The organism is Streptomyces sp. NPDC052040 (genome assembly GCF_044548405.1).
In the GTDB taxonomy this organism is placed as follows: domain Bacteria; phylum Actinomycetota; class Actinomycetes; order Streptomycetales; family Streptomycetaceae; genus Streptomyces.
Map to the genome: position 1 here is coordinate 73,785 of NZ_JBIUBV010000010.1, position 21,072 is coordinate 94,856.

At 71.0% G+C, this 21,072-nt stretch carries 18 protein-coding genes; 10 read left to right on the forward strand and 8 right to left on the reverse strand.

From position 1 onward, the window contains the following. Nucleotides 1-40 precede the first annotated feature (40 nt). Complete coding sequence (locus ACIHAA_RS20900) at nt 41-802, reverse strand: MerR family transcriptional regulator (protein ID WP_399819242.1); 762 nt, start codon at nt 800-802, stop codon at nt 41-43. Between the two features lie 217 nt (nt 803-1,019). On the opposite strand from ACIHAA_RS20900, the gene ACIHAA_RS20905 reads away from it, so the two are divergent. After that, nucleotides 1,020-2,432 carry a glutamate decarboxylase gene (locus ACIHAA_RS20905; protein WP_399819244.1) on the forward strand — a complete coding sequence of 471 codons (1,413 nt, stop codon included), beginning with the start codon at nt 1,020-1,022 and terminating at the stop codon, nt 2,430-2,432. 168 nt (nt 2,433-2,600) lie between these two features. Here ACIHAA_RS20905 and ACIHAA_RS20910 read toward each other — a convergent pair whose 3' ends face one another. Continuing rightward, nucleotides 2,601-4,061: an aldehyde dehydrogenase family protein gene (locus tag ACIHAA_RS20910; protein ID WP_399819246.1), complete on the reverse strand. Its 1,461-nt coding sequence runs from the start codon at nt 4,059-4,061 to the stop codon at nt 2,601-2,603. A 208-nt stretch (nt 4,062-4,269) separates the two neighbouring features. Continuing rightward, complete coding sequence (locus ACIHAA_RS20915) at nt 4,270-5,106, reverse strand: helix-turn-helix domain-containing protein (protein ID WP_399819495.1); 837 nt, start codon at nt 5,104-5,106, stop codon at nt 4,270-4,272. Nucleotides 5,107-5,448: 342 nt separating this feature from the next. Between ACIHAA_RS20915 and ACIHAA_RS20920 the strand changes: the two genes are divergently transcribed. Then, nucleotides 5,449-5,937: an ATP-binding protein gene (locus tag ACIHAA_RS20920; RefSeq protein WP_399819248.1), complete on the forward strand. Its 489-nt coding sequence runs from the start codon at nt 5,449-5,451 to the stop codon at nt 5,935-5,937. 168 nt (nt 5,938-6,105) lie between these two features. Here the strand turns inward: ACIHAA_RS20920 and ACIHAA_RS20925 are convergent, their stop codons facing one another. After that, nucleotides 6,106-6,363, reverse strand: coding sequence for a DUF397 domain-containing protein (locus tag ACIHAA_RS20925; RefSeq protein ID WP_399819250.1), 258 nt, complete (start codon nt 6,361-6,363; stop codon nt 6,106-6,108). Between the two features lie 467 nt (nt 6,364-6,830). Here ACIHAA_RS20925 and ACIHAA_RS20930 point away from each other — a divergent pair, with 467 nt between their 5' ends. Further along, nucleotides 6,831-7,337: a hypothetical protein gene (locus ACIHAA_RS20930; protein WP_399819252.1), complete on the forward strand. Its 507-nt coding sequence runs from the start codon at nt 6,831-6,833 to the stop codon at nt 7,335-7,337. 144 nt (nt 7,338-7,481) lie between these two features. Continuing rightward, nucleotides 7,482-7,988 (forward strand): DUF4232 domain-containing protein, encoded by a 507-nt coding sequence (locus ACIHAA_RS20935; RefSeq protein WP_399819254.1) that lies wholly within the window; start codon nt 7,482-7,484, stop codon nt 7,986-7,988. Between the two features lie 12 nt (nt 7,989-8,000). On the opposite strand, the gene ACIHAA_RS20940 is transcribed toward ACIHAA_RS20935, so the two are convergent. Then, nucleotides 8,001-9,137, reverse strand: coding sequence for a DUF2786 domain-containing protein (locus tag ACIHAA_RS20940; RefSeq protein WP_399819256.1), 1,137 nt, complete (start codon nt 9,135-9,137; stop codon nt 8,001-8,003). 77 nt (nt 9,138-9,214) lie between these two features. On the opposite strand from ACIHAA_RS20940, the gene ACIHAA_RS20945 reads away from it, so the two are divergent. Both ACIHAA_RS20945 and ACIHAA_RS20950 read left to right on the forward strand, forming a co-directional pair. After that, nucleotides 9,215-9,979 (forward strand): Clp protease N-terminal domain-containing protein, encoded by a 765-nt coding sequence (locus ACIHAA_RS20945; protein ID WP_399819258.1) that lies wholly within the window; start codon nt 9,215-9,217, stop codon nt 9,977-9,979. Nucleotides 9,980-10,128: 149 nt separating this feature from the next. Then, a complete protein-coding gene (locus ACIHAA_RS20950) occupies nt 10,129-11,829 on the forward strand; it encodes a bifunctional 3'-5' exonuclease/DNA polymerase (RefSeq protein WP_399819260.1) in 1,701 nt (566 codons plus the stop codon). A gap of 33 nt (nt 11,830-11,862) precedes the next feature. On the opposite strand, the gene ACIHAA_RS20955 is transcribed toward ACIHAA_RS20950, so the two are convergent. Then, a complete protein-coding gene (locus ACIHAA_RS20955) occupies nt 11,863-14,964 on the reverse strand; it encodes a BTAD domain-containing putative transcriptional regulator (protein ID WP_399819262.1) in 3,102 nt (1,033 codons plus the stop codon). Between the two features lie 515 nt (nt 14,965-15,479). Next, nucleotides 15,480-16,337 carry a glycosyltransferase family 2 protein gene (locus tag ACIHAA_RS20960; RefSeq protein WP_399819497.1) on the reverse strand — a complete coding sequence of 286 codons (858 nt, stop codon included), beginning with the start codon at nt 16,335-16,337 and terminating at the stop codon, nt 15,480-15,482. Nucleotides 16,338-16,906: 569 nt separating this feature from the next. Here ACIHAA_RS20960 and ACIHAA_RS20965 point away from each other — a divergent pair. Next, entirely contained in the window at nt 16,907-17,743 is an 837-nt protein-coding gene (locus tag ACIHAA_RS20965; protein ID WP_399819263.1) for a TrmH family RNA methyltransferase, read from the forward strand. 39 nt (nt 17,744-17,782) lie between these two features. Here ACIHAA_RS20965 and ACIHAA_RS20970 read toward each other — a convergent pair whose 3' ends face one another. After that, entirely contained in the window at nt 17,783-18,202 is a 420-nt protein-coding gene (locus ACIHAA_RS20970) for a MarR family winged helix-turn-helix transcriptional regulator (protein WP_399819499.1), read from the reverse strand. Between the two features lie 305 nt (nt 18,203-18,507). Here ACIHAA_RS20970 and ACIHAA_RS20975 point away from each other — a divergent pair, with 305 nt between their 5' ends. The 3 genes from ACIHAA_RS20975 to ACIHAA_RS20985 all read left to right on the forward strand — a co-directional run bounded on the left by ACIHAA_RS20975 (nt 18,508) and on the right by ACIHAA_RS20985 (nt 21,055). After that, nucleotides 18,508-19,488, forward strand: a complete 981-nt coding sequence (locus ACIHAA_RS20975; protein WP_399819265.1) for an alpha/beta hydrolase — start codon at nt 18,508-18,510, stop codon at nt 19,486-19,488. Nucleotides 19,489-19,715: 227 nt separating this feature from the next. Next, nucleotides 19,716-19,898, forward strand: a complete 183-nt coding sequence (locus ACIHAA_RS20980) for a hypothetical protein (protein ID WP_399819267.1) — start codon at nt 19,716-19,718, stop codon at nt 19,896-19,898. Nucleotides 19,899-20,314: 416 nt separating this feature from the next. Continuing rightward, the gene (locus tag ACIHAA_RS20985; RefSeq protein ID WP_399819269.1) at nt 20,315-21,055 is read left to right on the forward strand and encodes a WXG100 family type VII secretion target; all 741 of its coding nucleotides are present in this window, start codon (nt 20,315-20,317) and stop codon (nt 21,053-21,055) included. The last annotated feature ends 17 nt before the right edge of the window (nt 21,056-21,072 follow it).

Here is a 21,072-nt window from a genome sequence, read left to right on the forward strand (position 1 = left end):
GGTTCCACGGATGTCCGGGGGATGCACGCCCGCCGCCCGCTCAGCCGCCGTGGCGGTCCGCGTTCGCCCCGATCGCGTCCCTGAGGTGCGCGGCGAGGCCCGGCCGCACGGCATCGTAGAACGTCCTGAAACGCTCGTCCGAAACGTACATCTCACCGAGGCAGCGATGGACGTCGTACGAGCAGGCGTAGAACCAGGTGCAGATGTGGAGCCGGTGCTCCTCGGCCAGGTCCATGGCCCGCTCCCCCTCCGGGGGCTCACCGGCGGCCATCAGGGCGGCATAGCGCCCGCCCCAGTCGGCCGCCTCGGCCTGGATGCGCCGCCAGTCGTCCTTCGAGTGGCGCGCGGTGCGCCGCCGCGACTCGGCGTACTCGGCCGTGCCGCCCCAGCGGCGCCCGGCCTCCTCCGCGTACTGCTCCGGGTCCTGGTCCCCGAAGACCTCGAACCTCTCCTCGGGCGTGAGACGGATACCCATCGTGCGTGCCTCCATGGCGTGCTCCACGGCCGCCGCCATCCTGCGCAGCCTCTCGATCCGGGCGGTGAGCAGCTCGTGCTGCCGGCGCAGCTGTGCGCCCGGGTCCGCGTCCGGATCGTCGAGCAGGGCGGCGACCTCGTCGAGCGGAAAGCCCAGCTCCCGGTAGAACAGGATCTGCTGCAACCGGTCGAGGTCCGCGTCACCGTAGCGCCGGTGACCGGCGTGGGTGCGCTCACCGGGTACGAGCAGGCCGATCTCGTCGTAGTGGTGCAGGGTGCGCACGGTCACTCCGGCGACATCGGCCACCTGGCCGACCGAGTAGCTCAACTCCGCTCCTTCCCTTGCGCGCACCAGGCTCGCGCCTCACGCCGCGTGAGGTGCAAGGCGTGTTCCGGTTCGGCACCGATGATGGGGCAGGGACGTGCGCGGCGCATCGCGCGCCGCCCCGCTCACCGCCGCATGCACACCGCTCCGCTTCACCGCCGCACCGATCCGCGGGCCCGCGCCCGCACGACGATCACGACAGGACGGGAGACGACACACCATGCCGCTGCACAGAGGCCGGGAGAAGGCCAACGGGCACCACAGGTCGATGAACCCCTTCTACGGGGAGGCCAACCCGGTCGTCGAGATGAACGAGGCACCGCCGAAGCACCGGCTGCCGGACCGGCCGATGCTGCCCACCACCGCCTACCAGCTGGTCCACGACGAACTGATGCTGGACGGCAACTCGCGGCTGAATCTGGCCACCTTCGTCACCACCTGGATGGAGCCCGAGGCCGGGCAGCTGATGGCCGAGTGCCGTGACAAGAACATGATCGACAAGGACGAGTATCCCCGCACGGCCGAACTGGAACGCCGCTGTGTGTGCATGCTCGCCGACCTGTGGAACGCCCCGGACCCGCAGTCGGCGATCGGCTGTTCGACCACCGGCTCCAGCGAGGCGTGCATGCTCGCGGGGTTGGCCCTCAAGCGCCGCTGGGCCACCCGCAACGCGGACCGCTATCCCTCGAAGGAGGCCCGCCCCAACCTGGTGATGGGGGTGAACGTCCAGGTCTGCTGGGAGAAGTTCTGCAATTTCTGGGAGGTGGAGGCACGCCAGGTGCCCATGGAGGGCGACCGGTTCCATCTGGACCCCGCGGCCGCCGTCGAGTTGTGCGACGAGAACACCATCGGGGTGATCGGCATCCTCGGCTCCACCTTCGACGGATCCTACGAGCCGATCGCCGACCTCTGCGCCGCGCTGGACCAGCTCCAGGAACGCACGGGTCTGGACATCCCGGTGCATGTGGACGGGGCGTCCGGCGGGATGATCGCGCCCTTCCTCGACGAGGACCTGGTCTGGGACTTCCGCCTGCCGCGGGTCGCCTCCATCAACGCCTCGGGCCACAAGTACGGGCTGGTCTACCCGGGCGTGGGCTGGGCCCTGTGGCGCGACCAGGAGGCCCTGCCCGAGGAGCTGGTCTTCCGGGTCAACTACCTGGGCGGCGACATGCCGACCTTCGCGCTCAACTTCTCCCGGCCCGGGGCCCAGGTGGTGGCGCAGTACTACACCTTCCTGAGGCTGGGCCGGGAGGGCTACCGTGCGGTCCAGGAGACCTCGCGGAAGGTGGCGCGGGGGCTCGCCGACCGGATCGGGGAACTGGGCGACTTCCGGCTGCTGACCCGGGGCGACCAGCTGCCGGTCTTCGCGTTCACCACCACGCCGGACGTGACGGCGTACGACGTCTTCGACGTCTCCCGGCGGCTGCGGGAGTCCGGCTGGCTGGTGCCCGCGTACACCTTCCCGGCCAACCGCGAGGATCTGTCGGTGCTGCGGGTCGTGTGCCGCAACGGCTTCTCCACGGACCTGGCCGACCTGTTCCTCGAGGATCTGACCAGGCTGCTGCCCGAGCTGCGGCAGCAGCCGCACCCGCTGACCCGTGACAAGGCGGCCGCCACCAGCTTCCACCACTGAGGTCAGGGCCCTCGCCGACACCGGCCCGCCGGGGCGCCCGGGGGGCGGTGTCGGTGGGCCGGGGGCGGCCGGGCGGTGTCGGTGGGCCGGGGGCGGCCGGGTGTTTCTCGTCGCCGGATCGGATCCGAAGGGGCTGATCCAGAAGGGGCTGATTCAGAAGGGGCTGATTCAGAAGGGGAACGCGCTGCGGCCGTGCTGCACCGAGATCCACTTCTGGGTGGTGAAGGCCTCGACCGTGGTCTCGCCGTTCAGCCGCCCGACGCCCGAGTGCTTCTCGCCGCCGAACGGGACCAGCGGCTCGTCGTGGACCGTGCCGTCGTTCACATGGAACATGCCCGTCTCGATCCGCCGGGCGAAGGCCACCCCGCGCTCGACGTCGCCGGTGTGGACGGCGCCGCTGAGGCCGTAGGGGGTGTCGTTGGTGAGCCGGACGGCCTCCTCCTCGCCGTCGAAGGGGATGAGCAGGGCGACCGGGCCGAAGATCTCCTGCCGGAGGACCGCGGATCCGGCCGGGATGTCCGTGAGGACGGTCGGCCGCACCAGGTTGTCCGTGGTGGTGCCGCGCACCAGCGCCGTGGCGCCCTCCGCCAGGGCCTGCTCCACCGTGCCCGAGAGGGCGTCCGCCTGCGAGGAGTTGATGACCGGGCCGAGGACGGTCTCCGGGTCGCGCGGGTCGCCCGCCTTCAGGGACGTCACCTTGGCGACGAACTTCTCGGTGAACTCGGCCAGCACCGAGCGGTCGACCAGGACGCGGTTGGCGGCCATGCAGACCTGGCCCTGGTGGACGAAGCGACTGAAGACGGCCGCGTCGACCGCGTAGTCGACATCGGCGTCGTCGAGGACCACCAGGGCGCTGTTGCCGCCGAGTTCGAGCACGGAGCGCTTGAAGTGCGCGGCGCAGACGGTGGCGACGTGGCGGCCGACCGCGTCGGAGCCGGTGAAGGAGATGACCTTGGGGACCGGGTGGTCGATGAAGGCGTCGCCGATCTCGGCTATGTCCGTGATCACCACGTTCAGCAGGCCGCCCGGCAGCCCCGCGTCCTCGAAGATCTTCGCGACCAGGGAGCCGCCGACGATCGGGGTGTTCTGGTGCGGCTTGAGCACCACGCCGTTGCCGAGGGCGAGCGCGGGCGCGACGGACTTGAGCGACAGCAGGAAGGGGAAGTTGAACGGGCTGATCACACCGACCACGCCGACGGGCACCCGGTAGAGGCGGTTCTCCTTGCCGTCGACCGGCGACGGCAGGATCCTGCCCTCGGGGCGCAGCGCCAGCTGGACCGACTCGCGCAGGAACTCCTTGGCGAGGTGCAGCTCGAAGGCCGCCTTCAGCCGGGTGCCGCCCAGTTCGGCGACGATCAGCTCGGTGATCTCCGCCTCGCGCTCCTCGACCAGCCCGAGGGCCTTCTCGAACACCGCGCGGCGGGCATAGGCGTTGGTGGCCGCCCACTGCTTCTGAGCGGCCTCGGCGGCACGGTAGGCGTCGTCGATCTCCTCGACCGTGGCTATCGTGATCGACGCCAGCTTCTCACCGTCGTACGGATTGAAGTCGATGATGTCCCAGGAGCCCGTGCCCGGGCGCCACTCGCCGCCGATGTACTGCCGAGCCAGATCGGTGAAGTAGGACGACATGTGATCCCTCAATCCCTCGCAGCCGAAGCAGGAACCCGTTCACGCTCCCGCGATCGCGTCACGGTCTGATTGGGCGTCATGCTACTTGTGTCACACGGGAGTTGTGGGGCTGCTGGGACAACACCGGGGACGGCAGGGGACAACGTCGCGGGACGGCCGGGTGCGACCGCGGGACGGCCGGGGCGACCGGGTGCGACCGGGGGAAGCTTCAGGAAAGCCGGAGCAGTCCCCGCAGCAGGTCGCGGCTCTCGTCCGGACCCGGACTGTCCTGCTGGAGCTCCTTCATCGCGGACTCGTACTGGAGGACGTCCTCGCGCTTGTCCAGATACAGGGCGCTGGTGAGCTGCTCCATATAGACCACGTCGGACAGGTCGGACTCGGGGAAGCTGAGAATGGTGAAGGCACCGCTCTCACCGGAGTGGCCGCCGAGTCCGAACGGCATGACCTGGAGCCGGACGTTGGGCCGCTCCGAGATGTCGATCAGATGCTGGAGCTGTCCGCGCATCACCTCGCGGTCGCCGTAGGGGCGGCGCAGGGCCGCCTCGTCGAGGACGACGTGGAACTGGGGGGCGTTCTCCGACAGCAGGTACTTCTGCCGTTCGAGCCGCAGGGCCACCCGCCGGTCGATGTCCGCCGCGCTCGCGCCCCTCATACCCCGGGCGACGACCGCGTGCGCGTACCCCTCGGTCTGGAGCAGGCCGTGCACGAACTGGACCTCGTACGAGCGGATCAGATGGGCCGCGCCCTCCAGGCCGACATAGGTGGGGAACCAGCTCGGCAGCACATCCGAGTAACTGTGCCACCAGCCCGCGACATTGGCCTCCTTCGCGAGGGAGAGCAGGGATGTCCGTTCGGCCTCGTCGACGATCCCGTACAGCGTCAGCAGATCCTCGACGTCACGTGTCTTGAAGCTCACCCGTCCCAACTCCATGCGGCTGATCTTCGACTCCGAGGCCCGGATCGAGTAGCCGGCCGCCTCCCTGGTGATGCCGCGGGCCTCGCGGAGACGCCTGAGATGGGATCCCAGCAGAATGCGCCGCACCACTGACCCGCTCGAGTCCCCAGCGCTCACTTGTCAGCCTCCCCAACCGTCCTTCAGACCGCGCAGTCTGCCACTAAAGCACTTCGAGCAGTACTCGTACGGTTACAGAAATGGAAAGCAGACAAAGCTGAGACCGAACGAAGATCAGAGGGGGGCAAGCACCAGGGAAGAAAGTGGTCGAAGAAACAAACAGAAAGCGGTACGAGAGCGTTCAATTCTGGCGCGTGCACGTGCATCTGCCCTTGCATCTGCCTGGCTCATCCGAAACCATGGTCCCGCGCCACCGCTGCATCGCACCGACCGCGACACCCGGGAGTGCCTCGCATGGGGACGAATGGATCGACCATGCTCGAGCCCTTACGGCAGGGACTTCCGCCGCTCGACCTCACGGCCGTGGCCGGCGCAGCCTCCTGCGCGTTGCCGGCCCGTCTCGAAGCGGTACGGGAAGCACGGCAGTTCACCCGCAGAACCCTGAGCGAATGGGACGCGGACGAGCGCTTCGACGATGTCTGCCTCGTGGTCTCCGAACTCGTGACCAACGCACTGCGCCATGCTCTGCCCGCGCCCTCGCGGTGCGCGGACGAGCAGTACGCGCCGGTGCGGCTGCATCTGATGCGCTGGACCGCGCGCCTGGTGTGCGCCGTGCGCGACCCCAGTCATGACAGTCCGGTCGCGGGTGACTCCGAGGACTTCTCGGCCGAATCGGGCCGCGGGCTGTTCCTGGTCGACTCGTTCGCCGACAGCTGGGGCTGGCATCCGCTGGCGGGCACGCTGCACGGCAAGGTGGTCTGGGCCCTGTTCCGACTGCCGACCGCGCCGAAGTGCACCGAGTGATCCCCTTCGTCGCTCTCTGAGGCAGCGGATCTACGCGTGTAGGCGTCTTGTTCTTCATCTGCGTTACTCCGCTGAGTGCTTCTACGCGTAGTGCTTCTACGCGCGTTGCCCGCGCATCCCGAGGTGCGCGGGCAACGAACCGGGCGGAGCGGGCGGAGACCCCCGCCCTCACGCGATCAGATGGTCGAACTCCCCGTCCTTGATGCCGAGCAGCATCGCCTCGATCTCCGCGCGGGTGTAGACGAGCGCGGGGCCGCCGGGGAAGCGCGAGTTCCGCACCGCCACCTCTCCCCCGGGCAGCCGGGCGAACTCCACGCACGACCCCTGCGAGTTGCTGTGCCTGCTCTTCTGCCAGGCCGCTCCGTGCAGCTCCGTCGCAGCCATGCCGTTGTACACGTCATCCACGTCGTACACGTCGTGGTCCACAGGTCGCTCCCGGGTGGTGCATTGGCTGGTATGGCCATCGATGCAGTGGTCAACTGTCCCGGATCATAACTCCGTTCACATGCAGGTGCATGGGCATATGCACGTGCACGCGGGGTGTCCCTGCGATTACAGCCTTTACGGTGCCTTGACTGCGGCGTGACTGCCGTCTGACTGCGGCCCGTCGAGCGTCTGCCCCGGAGGCCGCCGCCCATGCGGCCTCCGTCCACGTCATGAAGCTTGCGTACGAGGAGAGAGACGCGCTGCGGGCGCTTCCTGTTCCCGCTTCCCGGCCTCACTTCCCGGTCCCACTTCCCGGTCCCACTTCCCGGTCCCATTCCCGGTCCGCTTCCGGGCCCCGGAGTCGAGTGAGCAAGCCCACGCCGGATTCCCCCTCTGGGCATGCCGGGCGCCCTGATAGCTTGCTGCGGCCGCCCCCGGCCCCCGTCCGGCAATCTTGGGAGACCTCAGTGACCACGGCGATCCTCCTCACCCGCGGGCAGGCCCGTGTCGCATTGGCGTCCGCGGGTCTCGTGGCCGCACTCCTGCTGACCGGGTGCAGCGGCGGCTCCGGGGACAGCGGTTCCGGCGACGGCGGCTCCGCCACGCCCGGTGCGACCGGGTCGGCGTCGGACTCCGGCGGCTCCGCGAGCCCCAAGGGCGGCACGCTGGAGGGCAGTTGGCTGGCCACCACCGGCGGCAAGGCCGTGGCCCTGGTGATCACGGGTAAGCAGGCCGGGCTCTTCGCCACCGGCGGCACCGTGTGCAGCGGAACCGCGGGCGAGGAGGCGGGCATGCAGATGATCCACCTCAAGTGCACCGACGGCAGCAAGAGCCGGGCCACCGGCATGGTCGACTCCGTGAACTCCACCGGTATGAAGGTCACCTGGGAGGGCGGCCTCGGCACGGAGACCTATCTGAAGGCCGAGGGCGGCAAACTGCCCAGCGGACTGCCGACGTCCGGCCTCGGATCCTGACGTCCCGACTCCTGACGTCCCGACCGGGGCGGGGTACGAGGGGTGCGCGGGGCGGCGCATCCGGGTTTCCGTGGGGGCGCGCAATGTACCGCCGGGCGCCTGCGTGATGATCCTTGGACACCGTCACGATCCCAGAGGACCCTCATGCGTACGATCCGCGTCCCCCTCGCAGTCGCCGTGCTCGCCACGGCGCTGACCCTGACCGCCTGCGACAGCAAGAGCGGTGGCGACGAGGCGAAGGCCGCCGGCTGCACGGTCGCCGTCAAGGTCGGCCCCGGCAACGCGGCCACCACGGCGGGCGACACCGGGAACGTCCCGGTCACCGTCACCAACAGCGGCAGCAAGCAGTGCACCTTCCAGGGCTTCCCGGGCGTCGCGCTCACCGGCGGTTCGTCCTCCTGGAACGTCGCGAACGAGAAGGGCGCCACTCCCGTGAAGGTGGCGCTCCAGAAGGGCGAGGCGGCGACCTTCACCCTCACCTACGTCCGCGGGAGCGGCGGCTCGCACAGCGCGCCCGCGCGAGCGGTGAAGATCACCGTCCCGGGCGCCGGTGACGCCAAGAGCTACCCGTGGTCGTACGGCGATGTGGCGCTGAAGTCCCAGGACACCCCCGATGCCTCGGTGGGCCCGATCCAGGTCGCGGGCGACTGACCGGATCATCCCTCAGGTGAGCCGGGGCCGCTCCCCCGCCCGGGGCCCCTCCGTGACCCGGGCGCGGTCGGCGGCCGCGGCCCCCTCTTCCCAGCCCGCTGCGTCGGTTACCCCGCGCATCCGGGTGGTGACCGAGTCCGGGAACATCTGCTCCATGTGGTCGGCGACGGCCACGTCCCGGGCCGCCAGCACTGGCAGCAATTCGCCCTCGGTGCTGTCCACCTGGCCCTCGGCGGCGGCCCGGAGCCGGTCGCCGATTCGGTGCGCGTACGCGGCCAGGAACGACTGCCGGAAGGTCTTCGTACGCTTCCGGCCGCCCTTGCGCTGCGCCGCCTCCGCCCGGGTCATGGCGGCGGTGGCCTGCACCAGCAGCGAGGTGTGGAGCAACTCGACGGCCTCCAGGTCGGGTTCGAATCCGATGACCGTGGAGAAGCCGAAGGCCTCGTGCCACACGGCACGGCAGCGGTTCGCGGCCGCCACCGCGTCCAGGAGCACCGCCTTGGCCGTCTCGTACGGCGGGTCCACGCCGATGCGGCAGGCACCGGGGGTGTTCGCGTTGTGCGTCCGGGCGGCGAGCAGCGCCTCGTCGATGCTGTGCCGGGCCATCAGCTCCTGCGCCTTGGCGCTGAGTGCCTCGGCCTCCTCCGGATAGCCGGTCGCCTCCGCCTTCGCGAGCAGCGCGCGGATACGGCCGAGCATCCGGGACTCCGGCTGCTGCGGGGCACCGGACCGCCCGGGCACGTCCAGCGGTTCGAGCGCGGGGAGGCGGAGCAGCAGGCGGTACAGCTCCAGCACGGCGGTCGCGTGGGAGAAGCGGTCCGGGAGGCGCGGGGGCTCCCCGTCGAGTTCCCGCAGCTGGGCGGTCCAGCGCGGGCCGGGGGACGGCCGCCGCCCGGCCTCCCGGAGGATCAGCTCCGAGACCAGGCGGACATGCGGGTCGTCCAGTTCGCGCCGTACGACGCGTACGACATCGGCGGGCTGCCAGTTGCGCCGCCAGGCGGCACCGAGGAACTCCTCGCCGCGCCGGGCCAGTTCGCCGTCGGCCGCGGGGTCGGCGGCGAGCAGGGAGGCGCCGGTGTCCAGGGCCGCGTCGGCGTCGTCGTAGAGGGCGGCGCGGAAGGCGCGGTCCACGGTGGTCGTCGTACTCACGCGTTCGATCGTGACATGCCCGGACAGGTGTCAACTTCCGGTTGACACTCTTGAGACTGTCAACCTACCGTTGACACATGACGGCCAAGCCTCACACCACAGCGAAACTGCGCCTCGACGACCTCATCGAAGCCATCAGGACGGTGCACACCGACGCGCTGGAGCAGCTCCAGGACGCGGTACTCGCCGCGGAGCACCTCGGCGATGTGGCGGACCATCTGATCGGCCACTTCGTGGACCAGGCCCGGCGGTCGGGAGCCTCCTGGACCGACATCGGCAAGAGCATGGGCGTGACCCGGCAGGCGGCCCAGAAGCGTTTCGTCCCCAAGGAGTCGGCGGACCTCGACCCCGGCCAGGGGTTCAGCCGCTACACGCCCCGCGCGCGCCATGTGGTGATGGCCGCGCACCAGGCCGCGAAGGACGCGGGCAGCGCCGAGACGGTGCCCGGCCACCTCGTCCTCGGCCTGCTGGCGGAACCGGACGGGCTCGCCGCCCGTGCGGTGCTGGCCCGCGGCGTCCCGCTGGAGGCGGTGCGCGAGGCGGCCGCCGCGGTGCTGCCGCCCCGGGCCGAGGAGGTCCCGGACCTCGTGCCCTACGCCCCCGCCGCCAAGAAGACCCTCGAACTCACCTTCCGCGAGGCCCTCCGCCTGGGCCACACCTACATCGGCACCGAGCACATCCTGCTGGCGCTCCTGGAACTGGAGAACGGCCAGGGCCCGCTGTCCTCCCTCGGCCTGGACAAGACGACGACGGAGGAGTACCTCACGGCCCTGCTGGCCGGGATCAGCGAGTCCTTCGGGCCCCCGGCACCGGGGGCGGAGGGGCAGGAGGAGGAGCAGTAGAAGGAGCCGGAGGGGCGGGAGGATCGGGAGGAGTGACCGAGAGGCGGGAGGAGTGAGCGGCCCCGCTGCGCAGGATCTGGAGGAGTGAGCGGTCCGGGTCCGCGGGCAGGTCGGGGGCCGTTGTCAGACCCCCCTGCCAGACTCTGTGCATGACCGGGCGCTGGGCTCTCGCTCCGGCCGAGGACGGCGGCGTGGAGACCGTCGCGCTCGGCCCGGACGGGCTGCCCGCCGGGCCTGTGGTCAGGGAGGAGGATCTCGGCGCGGCCGTGCGGGCGCGGCCCGAGGTCACCCGCTGGGTGTGGCGGTCCACCGCCGACGTCCAGCCGCGTCTGCTCGCCACGGGGGTGCGAGTCGACCGGTGCTACGACGTCGAGGCCGCCGAGACCCTCCTCCTGGGCCACGAGGGCCGTCTCGGTGAGCCCCGGTCCGCCGCCGCCGCGCTGGCCCGGCTGCGCGGCGGCCCCGTGCCAACGGATCCGCCGCTCCGTTCCGCCGAGCCCGGCTCGCAGTCCTCCCTGTTCGAAGCGGGCCCGGTCCGGGTCCCGCTGAAGGACCTCGTCGAGGTGTACGCGGACCAGCAGCGCCGGCACGAGGCCGCCGCCCATCCGGAGCGCATGCGGCTGCTCACCGCCGTCGAGTCCGCCGGAATGCTCGTGGCGTCCGAGATGAACCGCACCGGGCTGCCCTGGAGCGCCGACGTCCACCGCGAGGTGCTCCACGAGCTGCTCGGCGAGCGGTATGCGGGCGGCGGCGAGCCCCGGCGGCTGGCCGAACTGGCCGAGGACATCTCGGCCGCCTTCGGCCGACGAGTCAGACCCGAGCTGCCCGCCGATGTCCTCAGGGCCTTCGCGGGGGCCGGGATCCGGGTGAAGTCCACCCGCCGCTGGGAGATCGAGTCCGTCGACCACCCCGCCGTACGGCCCCTCCTCGAGTACAAGCGGCTGTACCGCATCTGGGTGGCCCACGGCTGGTCCTGGCTCCAGGACTGGGTGCGCGACGGCCGCTTCCGTCCCGAGTACCTGCCGGGCGGCACGGTCACCGGCCGCTGGGTCACCAACGGCGGTGGCGCCCTTCAGATACCCAAGGTCATCCGGCGGGCCGTGGTCGCCGACCCGGGCTGGCGGCTGGTGGTGGCCGACGCCGCCCAGATGGAGCCGCGGGTGCTGGCCGCGATCTCGCGCGACCCGGCGTTCATGGAGGTGGCGGGCCGGGAGGCCGACCTCTACCAGTCGGTGTCGGACCGCGCCTTCTCCGGCGACCGCGACCAGGCCAAGATCGCCGTGCTCGGAGCGATCTACGGCCAGACGTCCGGTGACGGCCTGAAGAACCTGGCCGCGCTGCGCCGCCGCTTCCCCCAGGCCGTCGCCTATGTCGACGACGCGGCGCGCGCGGGCGAGGAGGGCCGGCTCGTACGGACCTGGCTGGGCCGGACCTGCCCGCCCGCCGCCGGAGGTTCCGCGGACACCACGGAGGAGGCGGGCCTCCCCCAGGAGGACGGCCCGGAGACCGGCCCGCCCGGCGAACCCCAGCAGCGGATGCCGGGATACGCCTCGACGAACTCCCGCGCCCGCGGCCGCTTCGCCCGCAACTTCGTGGTACAGGGCAGCGCCGCCGACTGGGCCCTGGTGCTGCTCGCCGCACTGCGCCGGTCCTGCGCGGGCCTCGCCGCCGAGCTGGTCTTCTTCCAGCACGACGAGGTGATCGTGCACTGCCCCGCGAAGGAGGCGGAGACGGTGGCCGCGGCGATCCGGGAGGCCTCCGACCTGGCGATGCGGCTGGCCTTCGGCGACACACCGGTCCGGATTCCCTTCACCACGGCGGTCGTCGAGTGCTACGCGGACGCGAAGTAGGAGGTCTCTTTCGGCGGGGGTGCTCGGCCCGGCTCACTTCCGCGCCAGTCGCTCCCGCAGTTCCCCCGCGACCGGACTGTCCGTGCCGTCGAGCGCGGCGAGTGCGGCCGTCCACTGCCGACGGGCCTCCTCCGCCTCACCGTCCGCGAGATGCAGCAGGCCCCGCTGATGGCGGGCGAGCCCCCCGGCGTAGCAGTCACCGCGACGGCCGGCCAGCGCCAGCAGCTCATCGCACTCCTGTACGGCCCGCGCCAGATCGCCCCGCTCCCTGAGCGCCCGCACCAGCCCGAGCCGGGTCTGTGACTCGCCCTGCCAGTGCCCATGGCCGCCGAGGATGCGCAGGCTCTCCTCGAAGTGCGGTACGGCGGCGTCCGGTTCACCGAGTGTGAGACGGTCGAAGCCGATGTTGCAGTGGGCGGTGTGGCGGACGACGACATGGCCCATCCGCTCGCCGATCTCCAGGCTGCGGCGGTGGTGTTCGACGGCCACCCGCGGGTCCGTGTGCGCGTAGAGGTTGCCGAGGTTGCTGTAGGTGAGGGCTTCCTGCATCGGGTCGTTGAGGACCCGGAGGTACCCCAGGCACTGGCGCAGGGTCTCGCCCGTCTCCTCGTAGCGGCCGAGGGTTTCCAGCAGCACCGCACGGTGGTTGAGGCCCCGGAGCAGACAGGAGAGGTCGTGGTGGCGCCGCCAGATCGCCAGCGCCTCGTCGAGCCGGGCGAGTGCCTCATTGCCGCGGCCCTTCAGGAAGTTCATCCCGGCCAGGTCCAGCAGCGCGAACGCCTCCGCGGGGGTGTCACCGAGTCGGCGCACCCCGTGCAGAGCGGCGCGGACGAGCACCTCCAGCTCGGCGACATGGCCGCGGCGCTGGAGATGGGGAGCGATCAGCCGGACGATCAGCGGGACATGGGCCGAGGTGTCGGCATGGCGCTCCACCAGGGCGACGACGTTGTCCAGTTCGAGGACGATCCAGTCGGCGGCGGCCCGGCCGGACCCGAAGACGGGCGCGGCCGCCACGTCCGCGGCATACGTCCCGGGCTGCGACGGGGTGGCCCGAAGCCGGTCCTCACGCTCGGCACCCGGCTCGACGGTGGCCTCGTAGGCCCGGGTGGCCATGGCGGTGTACCAGCGCAGGGCCACTTCCGCGGGACAGGGCTGCGTGCGGGGGGTGTCTCCGCAGGCCGGGGCGGGGGCCGGGGGGCGAGGAACGGACTCCTTGGCCGGAGCCCGACGAACGGTCTCCTCGGCCGGGGCCACGGGACGGGAAGCCGCAGTCTCCTCGGCCGGGGCCGGGTCCGGGGCCGGGGCCGGGGTGTCAGGGGGCGTCGTCTCGCCCATGGCGGTTTCGCGGGCGAAGTCCCGGACGAGGTCGTGCGGCGCGTACCGCCCGTACGCCGTCTCCTCCAGGAGGGCGACATCGACGAGCCGGTCGAGGGCGGCCTCGGCCCGCCGCTCGTCCGTGCCGAGCAGCCGCGCGAGCAGGGCCGCCCCGTAGCCGGGCAGATCCAGCGCGCCGATACGGCCGAGGGCACGCGCCGCGTCCCGGTCCGCCTCGCGCTCCGAGGCCCGCAGCGCGTCATGGGCGACCGCGAGCGATCTGCGCACGCTCAGGTCGTCGTACTCCAGGTGGTGCAACCGCCCTTCGGTGGCGGCCAGTTGACTGGCCAGGACGTCCGGGGCGAGCGCCCGGCGGGCGGCGAGCCGGGCGGCCACCACGCGTAGGGCGAGCGGCAGCCGCCCGGCGAGTTCGACCAGCGGATGCCCTGCGTCGAGACCGTCCCGGCCGGAGACCGCGCGCAGCAGGGCCGCGCTCTCCTCGCCGGACAGCGGCGCCAGCGGAACCCGGTGGGCGCCGTCGAGCGCGGTGAGCGGGGAACGGCTCGTCACCATCACCGCACAACCGGGCCCACCTGGCAGCAGCGGCCTGACCTGGGCGGCGTTCGCCGCGTCGTCCAGCACCATCAGGGTGCGGGTGGGGGCGAGCAGGGACCGCAGCAACGCGGCCGCGGCGTCCGGCTGCGAGGGAATCCGGCGGGGCTCGGCGCCGAGGTCGCGCAGCAGTGCGGTGAGGGCCTGCTCGGGGGTCAGCGGGGTCATGCCGGGTGTGGCGCCGTGCAGGTTCACATAGAGCTGACCATCGGCGAAACGTTTCCTCAGCCCCTGCGCCACCGTCAGCGCGAGCGCGCTCTTGCCGACCCCGGCCATACCGCTGAGCACGGCGACACGCGGGGTGTCCTGCTCGGTCCCGAGAAAGCGCAGCAGTTCGTCGCGAACCGTCGCCCGCCCGGTGAAGTGGGCCGGGGCGGGCGGGAGCTGAGCGGGTCGGGGGCCCCCGGGACCCGTACGCCCTCCTGCGGCCTCCATACGTCCGGTGCCCGGGCCGTCGTCCCCCAGGATCTCCAGGTGGGCCGCGCGCACCGCGCCTCCGGGCTCGACCCCGAGTTCCTCGATCAGCCGTTCGCGCAGATCCCGATGGACGGCCAGCGCCTCGGCCGGACGGCCGGTGCGGTGCAGTACGAGCATGAGCAGCCGGTGGAAGCCCTCCCGCAGCGGGTGTTCCGCCACCAGCGCGGCCAGTTCCGGCACCAGCCCGCCGAGCCGGGCGCCGCCGAGGTGCAGTTCGGCGTCGTACCGCCATTCCAGGGCCAGCAGCCGCGCCTCCGCCAGGCGCCGCACCAGGGCGTGTCCGCGGGTCTCGGGGGGCAGCCCGCTGAGGGGGGTGCCGCGCCACAGCGCGAGCGCGGCGGACGCCTCGCCGAGGGTGCGGTCCCAGTCTCGGCCGGTGTGCGCGGCGCGGGCCGCGGCCACATGCCCCTCGAAGACACGTATGTCCAGCTCACCGTCGTCGACCCGGAGGAGATAGCCGGGCGCCACGGCGCGCAGCCGCTGGGAGCCGTCCGTGCCGAGAAGGCGGCGGAGCCTGGTCACATGGTTCTGCAAGGAGGCGTGGGCGCTGGCCGGCGGGGCGCCGCTCCACAGGGCGTCCTTGAGTGCGTCGACCGAGACGACCCGGCCCGGCTCCAGCAGAAGCGCGACCAGCAGGGCACGCATCTTGGCGCTGCCGACCGGCCGGTTCTCGCCGTCGGCGTCGTATACGACGGGCGGCCCCAGCAGCCCGAACCGCAGCCCGTACCGCATAGCCGCCCCGCTGTCCTTCCGCACGGCCCGGCCGTGCCTCGTTCCACGGCGCGGCACGATCGCCCCATCGCCGCGCCGCTCTGCCGTACGGCCAACCGCCGTTTTCCATCTGATAGTTCACATCCGCATACGGCGATTTCCCGCCGCATGGTCCGCCCGTTCCCGGGTAGGAACCGACCAGCTCACGGCTCATTCCGGAACCGTTGGCCACATGTTAGCGATCTGTTGGCGTGGCCTGATGTGATCCCTGCATCGGATCTGGCCCGACGGTGCGCGCGTGGATGCGCAGCTCGGGGGAGTGTCGCCGCCGCGGCCGGATTCCGGAAGCACGAGGACCCGGTCGGCGGAGGTGAACGACCGGGTCTTTCGTCATGGGGCGCGGCGGGGAGACCGTGCGGACGCCTGCCGCGAATCCCCCGGACTCCACGACTCCCCCGGGCTCGTCAACTCCCCCCGGATCCTCGGCTCTCCCGGGCTCCTCGGCTGCCCCGGGGTCCTCGGCCCTCCCGGACTCCTCAGAGCACCGGAGGACGACCGAGCCGCGTCAGGCGCCACACCGTGCGCCAGCGCATGGGGCGCCGCTCGCCGCCCGGGGTCCGCAGCCCCTCCATGAACCCGCCGAACCAGGCCCGCAAGCCGCCGACCGACCGGGTCCGCAGCAGGGTGACGGCGATCCAGACCCCCAGATGCACAGGGATGAGCGGCAGGGGCAGCCGTCGCCGTACGAGCCACACCCGATTCCGCGCGGTGACCCGGTAGTAGATGGCGTGCCGGGCGGGTGAGGTCTTGGGGTGCTGGAGGAGCAGCTCGGGCGCGTAGAGGATGGTCCAGCCGGCGTCGGCGGCCCGCCAGGCGAGGTCCGTCTCCTCGTGCGCGAAGAAGAACTCGGCGGGCCAGTCACCGGTTTCGGCGAGCATCGCCATGGACAGCGCGTGCCCACCGCCGAGGAAGCCGGTCACCGGGCCGCCGCGCATCGGATCGGCGGCGCCGATCCGCGGCACATGCCGACGCTGGGTCTCCCCGTGCTCGTCGGCGATACGGAACCCGACGATGCCGAGCCGCGCGTCGGCCGCGTAGAGATCACGTACCCGGCGGAGCACATCGGCTTCCACCAGCAGCCCGTCGTCGTCCAGTTCGACCACGGCATCGACGTCCCCGAACTCCCGCAGCCGGGCGAGGGCGACATTGCGGCCACCGGGACAGCCCAGGTTCTCGTCCACCTCTATGCAGGTGACCTCGCCGGGAAGACCGAGGCGCTCGGCGAACTCGGGCAGCGGACACCCGTTGCCGACGACGACGATGCGGGCCGGGGCGAGATCCTGCTTGGCGACGGAGGCGAGGAGGGCGTCGACCTCGGCCGGGCGGTTGCCCATCGTGACGACGGCAACGGCGATGCGGGGCCCCACCTCATGCTGCGGCTGCGACACGACCACCCACCCCATCCCGGCCCACGACTGTCCACGCGATGCTAGCCGTTAACCAAGAGGTCGCTCGGTGTCCCCCGGTTCTCCCCGCACCCGATGAATTTCCCGAACGGACCGGCATCTTTACCCGCTTTACCTTCGCCCACTTCCCCTCACCTCCGCCCACCTCCGCACCAGCCGCCCCACCCCGACCCGACCCGCCCCGCCCCGCCTCTGCACGCAGGCCGCTCCCCCGCCCCTCCCACACATCCACCCATCCACACATCACCGATGCAGCGATGCACCATTCATCGCCCTCACCGAACGCAGCGACAATGCGGTCCGAATTCCCATGAATTCACTGCCGCAAATCCCCGCTCTCCCCACCCCCGCGAACCTCCCCCCAGCGCCCGGCGGCCACGGGCAGCGGCCCGGCGGGTCGGGTACCCTGACCACGACCGCGCGCAGCGCCCAGGAGCAGCAGAAGAGAAAGGGGACGGAGGATCGGGGCCCGAAAGGCACCGTGATTCCCACCGCCGATGCCGTCCATCCCGCGGGCCGGTTCGCCCAAGGAAATTTCCAGCCCGAGCAATCCCCATGTGAAGGAACTCGCCGCTCTCCGCCGTCGGCGGAACAGGCAGAATTCCGGGGTGACCCTGGTGGAGGGCTACGAGGAACTGGATCTCGCCCTGCGGGCCGGGGTACGCCCCCGCGAGCTGTACTTCTGCCCCGCGCTGACCGGCGGCACGGACCCGAGGGACGTCCTGGCGCGGGCCGCCGAACGTGGTGCCGACCTCTACAGCCTGAGCCGCCAGGCCTTCGACAAGGCCGCCTACCGCGAGGGCCCGGACGGCTGGCTCGCCGTCGTACCGGACATCGAGACCGACCTCTCCCGGATCGAGGTCGACGAGACCTCCCTCTTCCTGGTGTGCGAGAGCGTCGAGAAGCCGGGCAACCTGGGCTCGATGCTGCGCACCGCCGACGCGGCCGGAGTCACCGCCGTGATCTCGGCCAACCCGGTCACCGACTGGGGCAACCCCAATGTGATCCGGGCCAGCAAGGGCACCGTGTTCGCCGTCCCGATCGCCTCCGCCGACTCCGAGGAGGTCATGCGCTGGCTGACCGAGCACTCGGTGAAGGCCGTCGCGGCGACCCCCGACACGGATGTCCTGATGGCGGACGTCGACATGTCCGGCCCCACCGCGATCCTGGTCGGCAGCGAGAAGTACGGCCTGTCGGACCAGTGGCTCGCGGGCAGTCACACCAGGGCGAAGATCCCGATGTTCGGCCAGGTGGACTCCCTCAACGTCGCCGTATCGGCAGCCCTCTTCACCTATGAGGCCGTACGGCAGCGCATGGCTGCACGGCGCCGCTGAGCGCCGCGCCCGTGCGCCCCGCCCTTCCCCGGCGAGCGGTCAGCTGCGGGTGACGTTCGCCGTCAGCAGGCGGAGCAACTGCTTTGCGGTGGCGTCCTGTTCCGGGGTCAGCCCCATGGCCTCCCCGATCGCCACCGGAACGGCGCGAGCCCGGTCCCTCAGCTCCGCCCCAGTGCCGGTGAGACGCAGGGAGACGGAGCGCTCGTCGTCGGCACGCCGTTCGCGGCGGATCAGACCACCCGCCTCAAGCCTCTTGAGCAGCGGCGACAACGTGCTGGACTCGAGCTGGAGCGCCGCGCCCAGCTCACGGACGGTCACCCCGTCCTGCCGCCACAGCACCAGCATCACCAGATACTGCGGATAGGTCAGCCCCAGCTCGTCCAGCAGCGGCCGGTACCGGCTGGTCACGGCCCGGGAAGCGGCATAGAGGGCGAAGCACAGCTGATCCTCCAGCAGCAGCGAGCCCCGCTTCTGCTCCTGCTCCCGCTCCTGCTCCTGCTCCTGCTCCTGCTCCTGCTCCTGCTCCGCGGGACGCCCTGCACCCTGGTCCATCACTGACACTCCTGAACTCCGGACGAGTCCTCCAGCGTACTCGTCCGGACGACCACGACCGTATCGCGCTCGATTAGGTTGTGCACGACTTAATCGAGCGCTATCTTCAATGCGTGCCCGCCACCCGGACCGGGCACCGACCGCCGACTGTCATCCGCCACGCGTGGTCGTCAGCCGCGACCGCCAGTCGTCCCCGCCTTCAGGAGAGAGCCATGTCCGCCGAACAGACCTTCAGCCCCGCCAACCCCGTCGTCCTGGAGCCGGCCGCCGCCGCCTTCGCCGAGGCCACCGCCAACCCGCCCTATCTGTTCGACCTCGGCCCGGAAGAGGGCCGCAAGGCCGTCGACGAGGTGCAGTCGGGCGAGATCGCCAGGCCGGACATCGACGAGGAGTGGGTGACCGTCCCGGGCGGACCCACCGGAGCGGTCAGAACCCGCATCGTCCGTCCCGCGGGCGCCACGGGCACCCTCCCCGTGATCATCTACATCCACGGCGCGGGCTGGGTCTTCGGCAACGCCCGCACCCATGACCGCCTGATCCGCGAACTGGCCGTCGGCACCGGCGCGGCAGTCGTCTTCCCCGAGTACGACCTCTCCCCGGAGGCGCGCTACCCGGTCGCCATCGAGCAGAACTACACGGTGGCCCGCTGGGTCGTGGAGGAGGGCGCGGCCAAGGGCCTGGACGCCTCCCGGATCGCGGTCGCGGGCGACTCCGTCGGCGGCAACATGACCGCCGCGCTGACCCTGATGGCCAAGGAACGCGGCGATGTCCCGCTGGTCCAGCAGGTGCTGTTCTACCCGGTGACCGACGCGAGCTTCGACACCGGTTCCTACCACCAGTTCGCCACCGGCTACTTCCTGCGCCGCGACGCAATGCAGTGGTTCTGGGACCAGTACACGACCGACGAGTACGAGCGCGCCCAGATCACCGCCTCCCCGCTGCGCGCCACCACCGAGCAGCTCACCGGCCTGCCCCCGGCCCTGGTCATCACCGGCGAGGCCGACGTCCTGCGCGACGAGGGCGAGGCCTACGCCAACAAGCTGCGGGAGGCGGGCGTAGCGGTCACCGCCGTGCGCTTCCAGGGCGTCATCCACGACTTCGTGATGCTCAACGCCCTCCGCGAAACCCACGCCGCCGAGGCCGCCATCACCCTGGCCGTCGACACCCTCCGCACATCCCTGCACACCAACTGACCCCACCCGCCCCACCCACGGGAACAGAAACAAGAAAGGGCCAGGTCTCCCATCGGACCTGGCCCTTCCCCCCTCCGGCCCCCAGAACCCCCACCCCGCACTCCTGCCGACCGATTCAGAGCCCTCGGTCAAGCCGATCCCGAAGGTCGCCAGGGGCGCGATCTGCTCAATGGAGGCCATCGAGCACCTCCTGCCACCGCCTGGAGACCGCGGTCCAGAATCAACGCATGGACCTCCCCAAGCTGCTGGAAACCGCCTCCCCCCTGGTCTCCGCAGAGATCGCCGCCGAGAACGGCGCTACGGTCAACGACGTCTGGGACTACCTAGCCCACGACGAGTGGGAGGTTGGCCTCGGGCTCCTGGAGAAACTCAGCGACGTCCAGCCGCTTCCGCTCGACCTCTGGGGCTGACCACCCCCACTCCATAGAACCTGCCGCCCCCGGCTCCTGCCATCGATGCAGAGACGGGCGAACTCTTCGTGCCCCCCGGACCCCGACCCGGGCCCAACTGAGACCAGAACCGAGACCGCCGACGCCCACGCGGCCCGCTCCCGCCGCCGTAGCCGCACGTATTGAACGACAAAACCCCAGGTCGAACCGGATCCGGCCTGGGGTTTCAGATGAGCCGCCTTCGGGATTCGAGCTCGAGACCTCAGCATTACGCCACCGCGATCGTTCGTGCTGCGGGGTGCCCGGCTATGTTGCTGAATGACGTTCTGCCTGATCAAAGCACATGCGGTTGGTCGGTTTGTGCTCGCCTCACCTTGTATTCACGATGAGCCCCCACGCATGATGGGCTGTCGGGGACATGACCGACGGGGGGCAGGATGGCGATAGAGCTGCCAGGTGAGGTGGTGTCGTTCCTTCAGTTCATCGGGGTGAACTGGCCGAACGTCAATGAGGACAAGGTTTGTGAATTGGCCTCACACGTGCGGGAGTTCGCAGAGAACGTGGACGACACGCATCAGGACTCCACCGCGACGATCAAGCGGCTGGGCGCGTCCTACCAAGGGGCCTCCTACGAGGCACTGCTCGCGAAGTGGGCACAGCTGTCCAACAGCCACATGAGTGAGTTGATCCAGGCCTGTCACACCGTGGCCACCGCGCTGGACGTGGCGGCTGACGTGATCGTGGGGATGAAGGTGGAGGCCATCGCCGAACTGACCCTGCTGGCCGCCGCTTTCGTCGCGGACCAGGCGGCGGCGGTGGCGTCTCTCGGTCTCGCCGAGGCCGCTGAGGTACTGGTCGTAGAGGCGGCCGAGAAGCTGATGGACTTCCTGGAACTGCAGTTGGAGCAGTACATCATCGGGCAGGTCATCGAGGCCGCTGTCGATCCTCTGGTCGAGGTCGTCGGGCGGGCGGTGACGGGGCTGGTGTTCCAGGCGGCCGAGTCGGCGCTCGGGGTGTCCGTCGGCACCGAGGGCGGGACCGGGCCGATGAGCGAGGGCTTCTCGATCGATCCGGAGCAGATGCACACGCACGCGGAGTTGATGCGCGCTCATGCCGGGACGGTCGCATCGCACGCCGAAATGCTCCGGACCAGGTTGGCCGGGGTGAGTTTCGAGTGAGCGCGCGCCGGATGCCA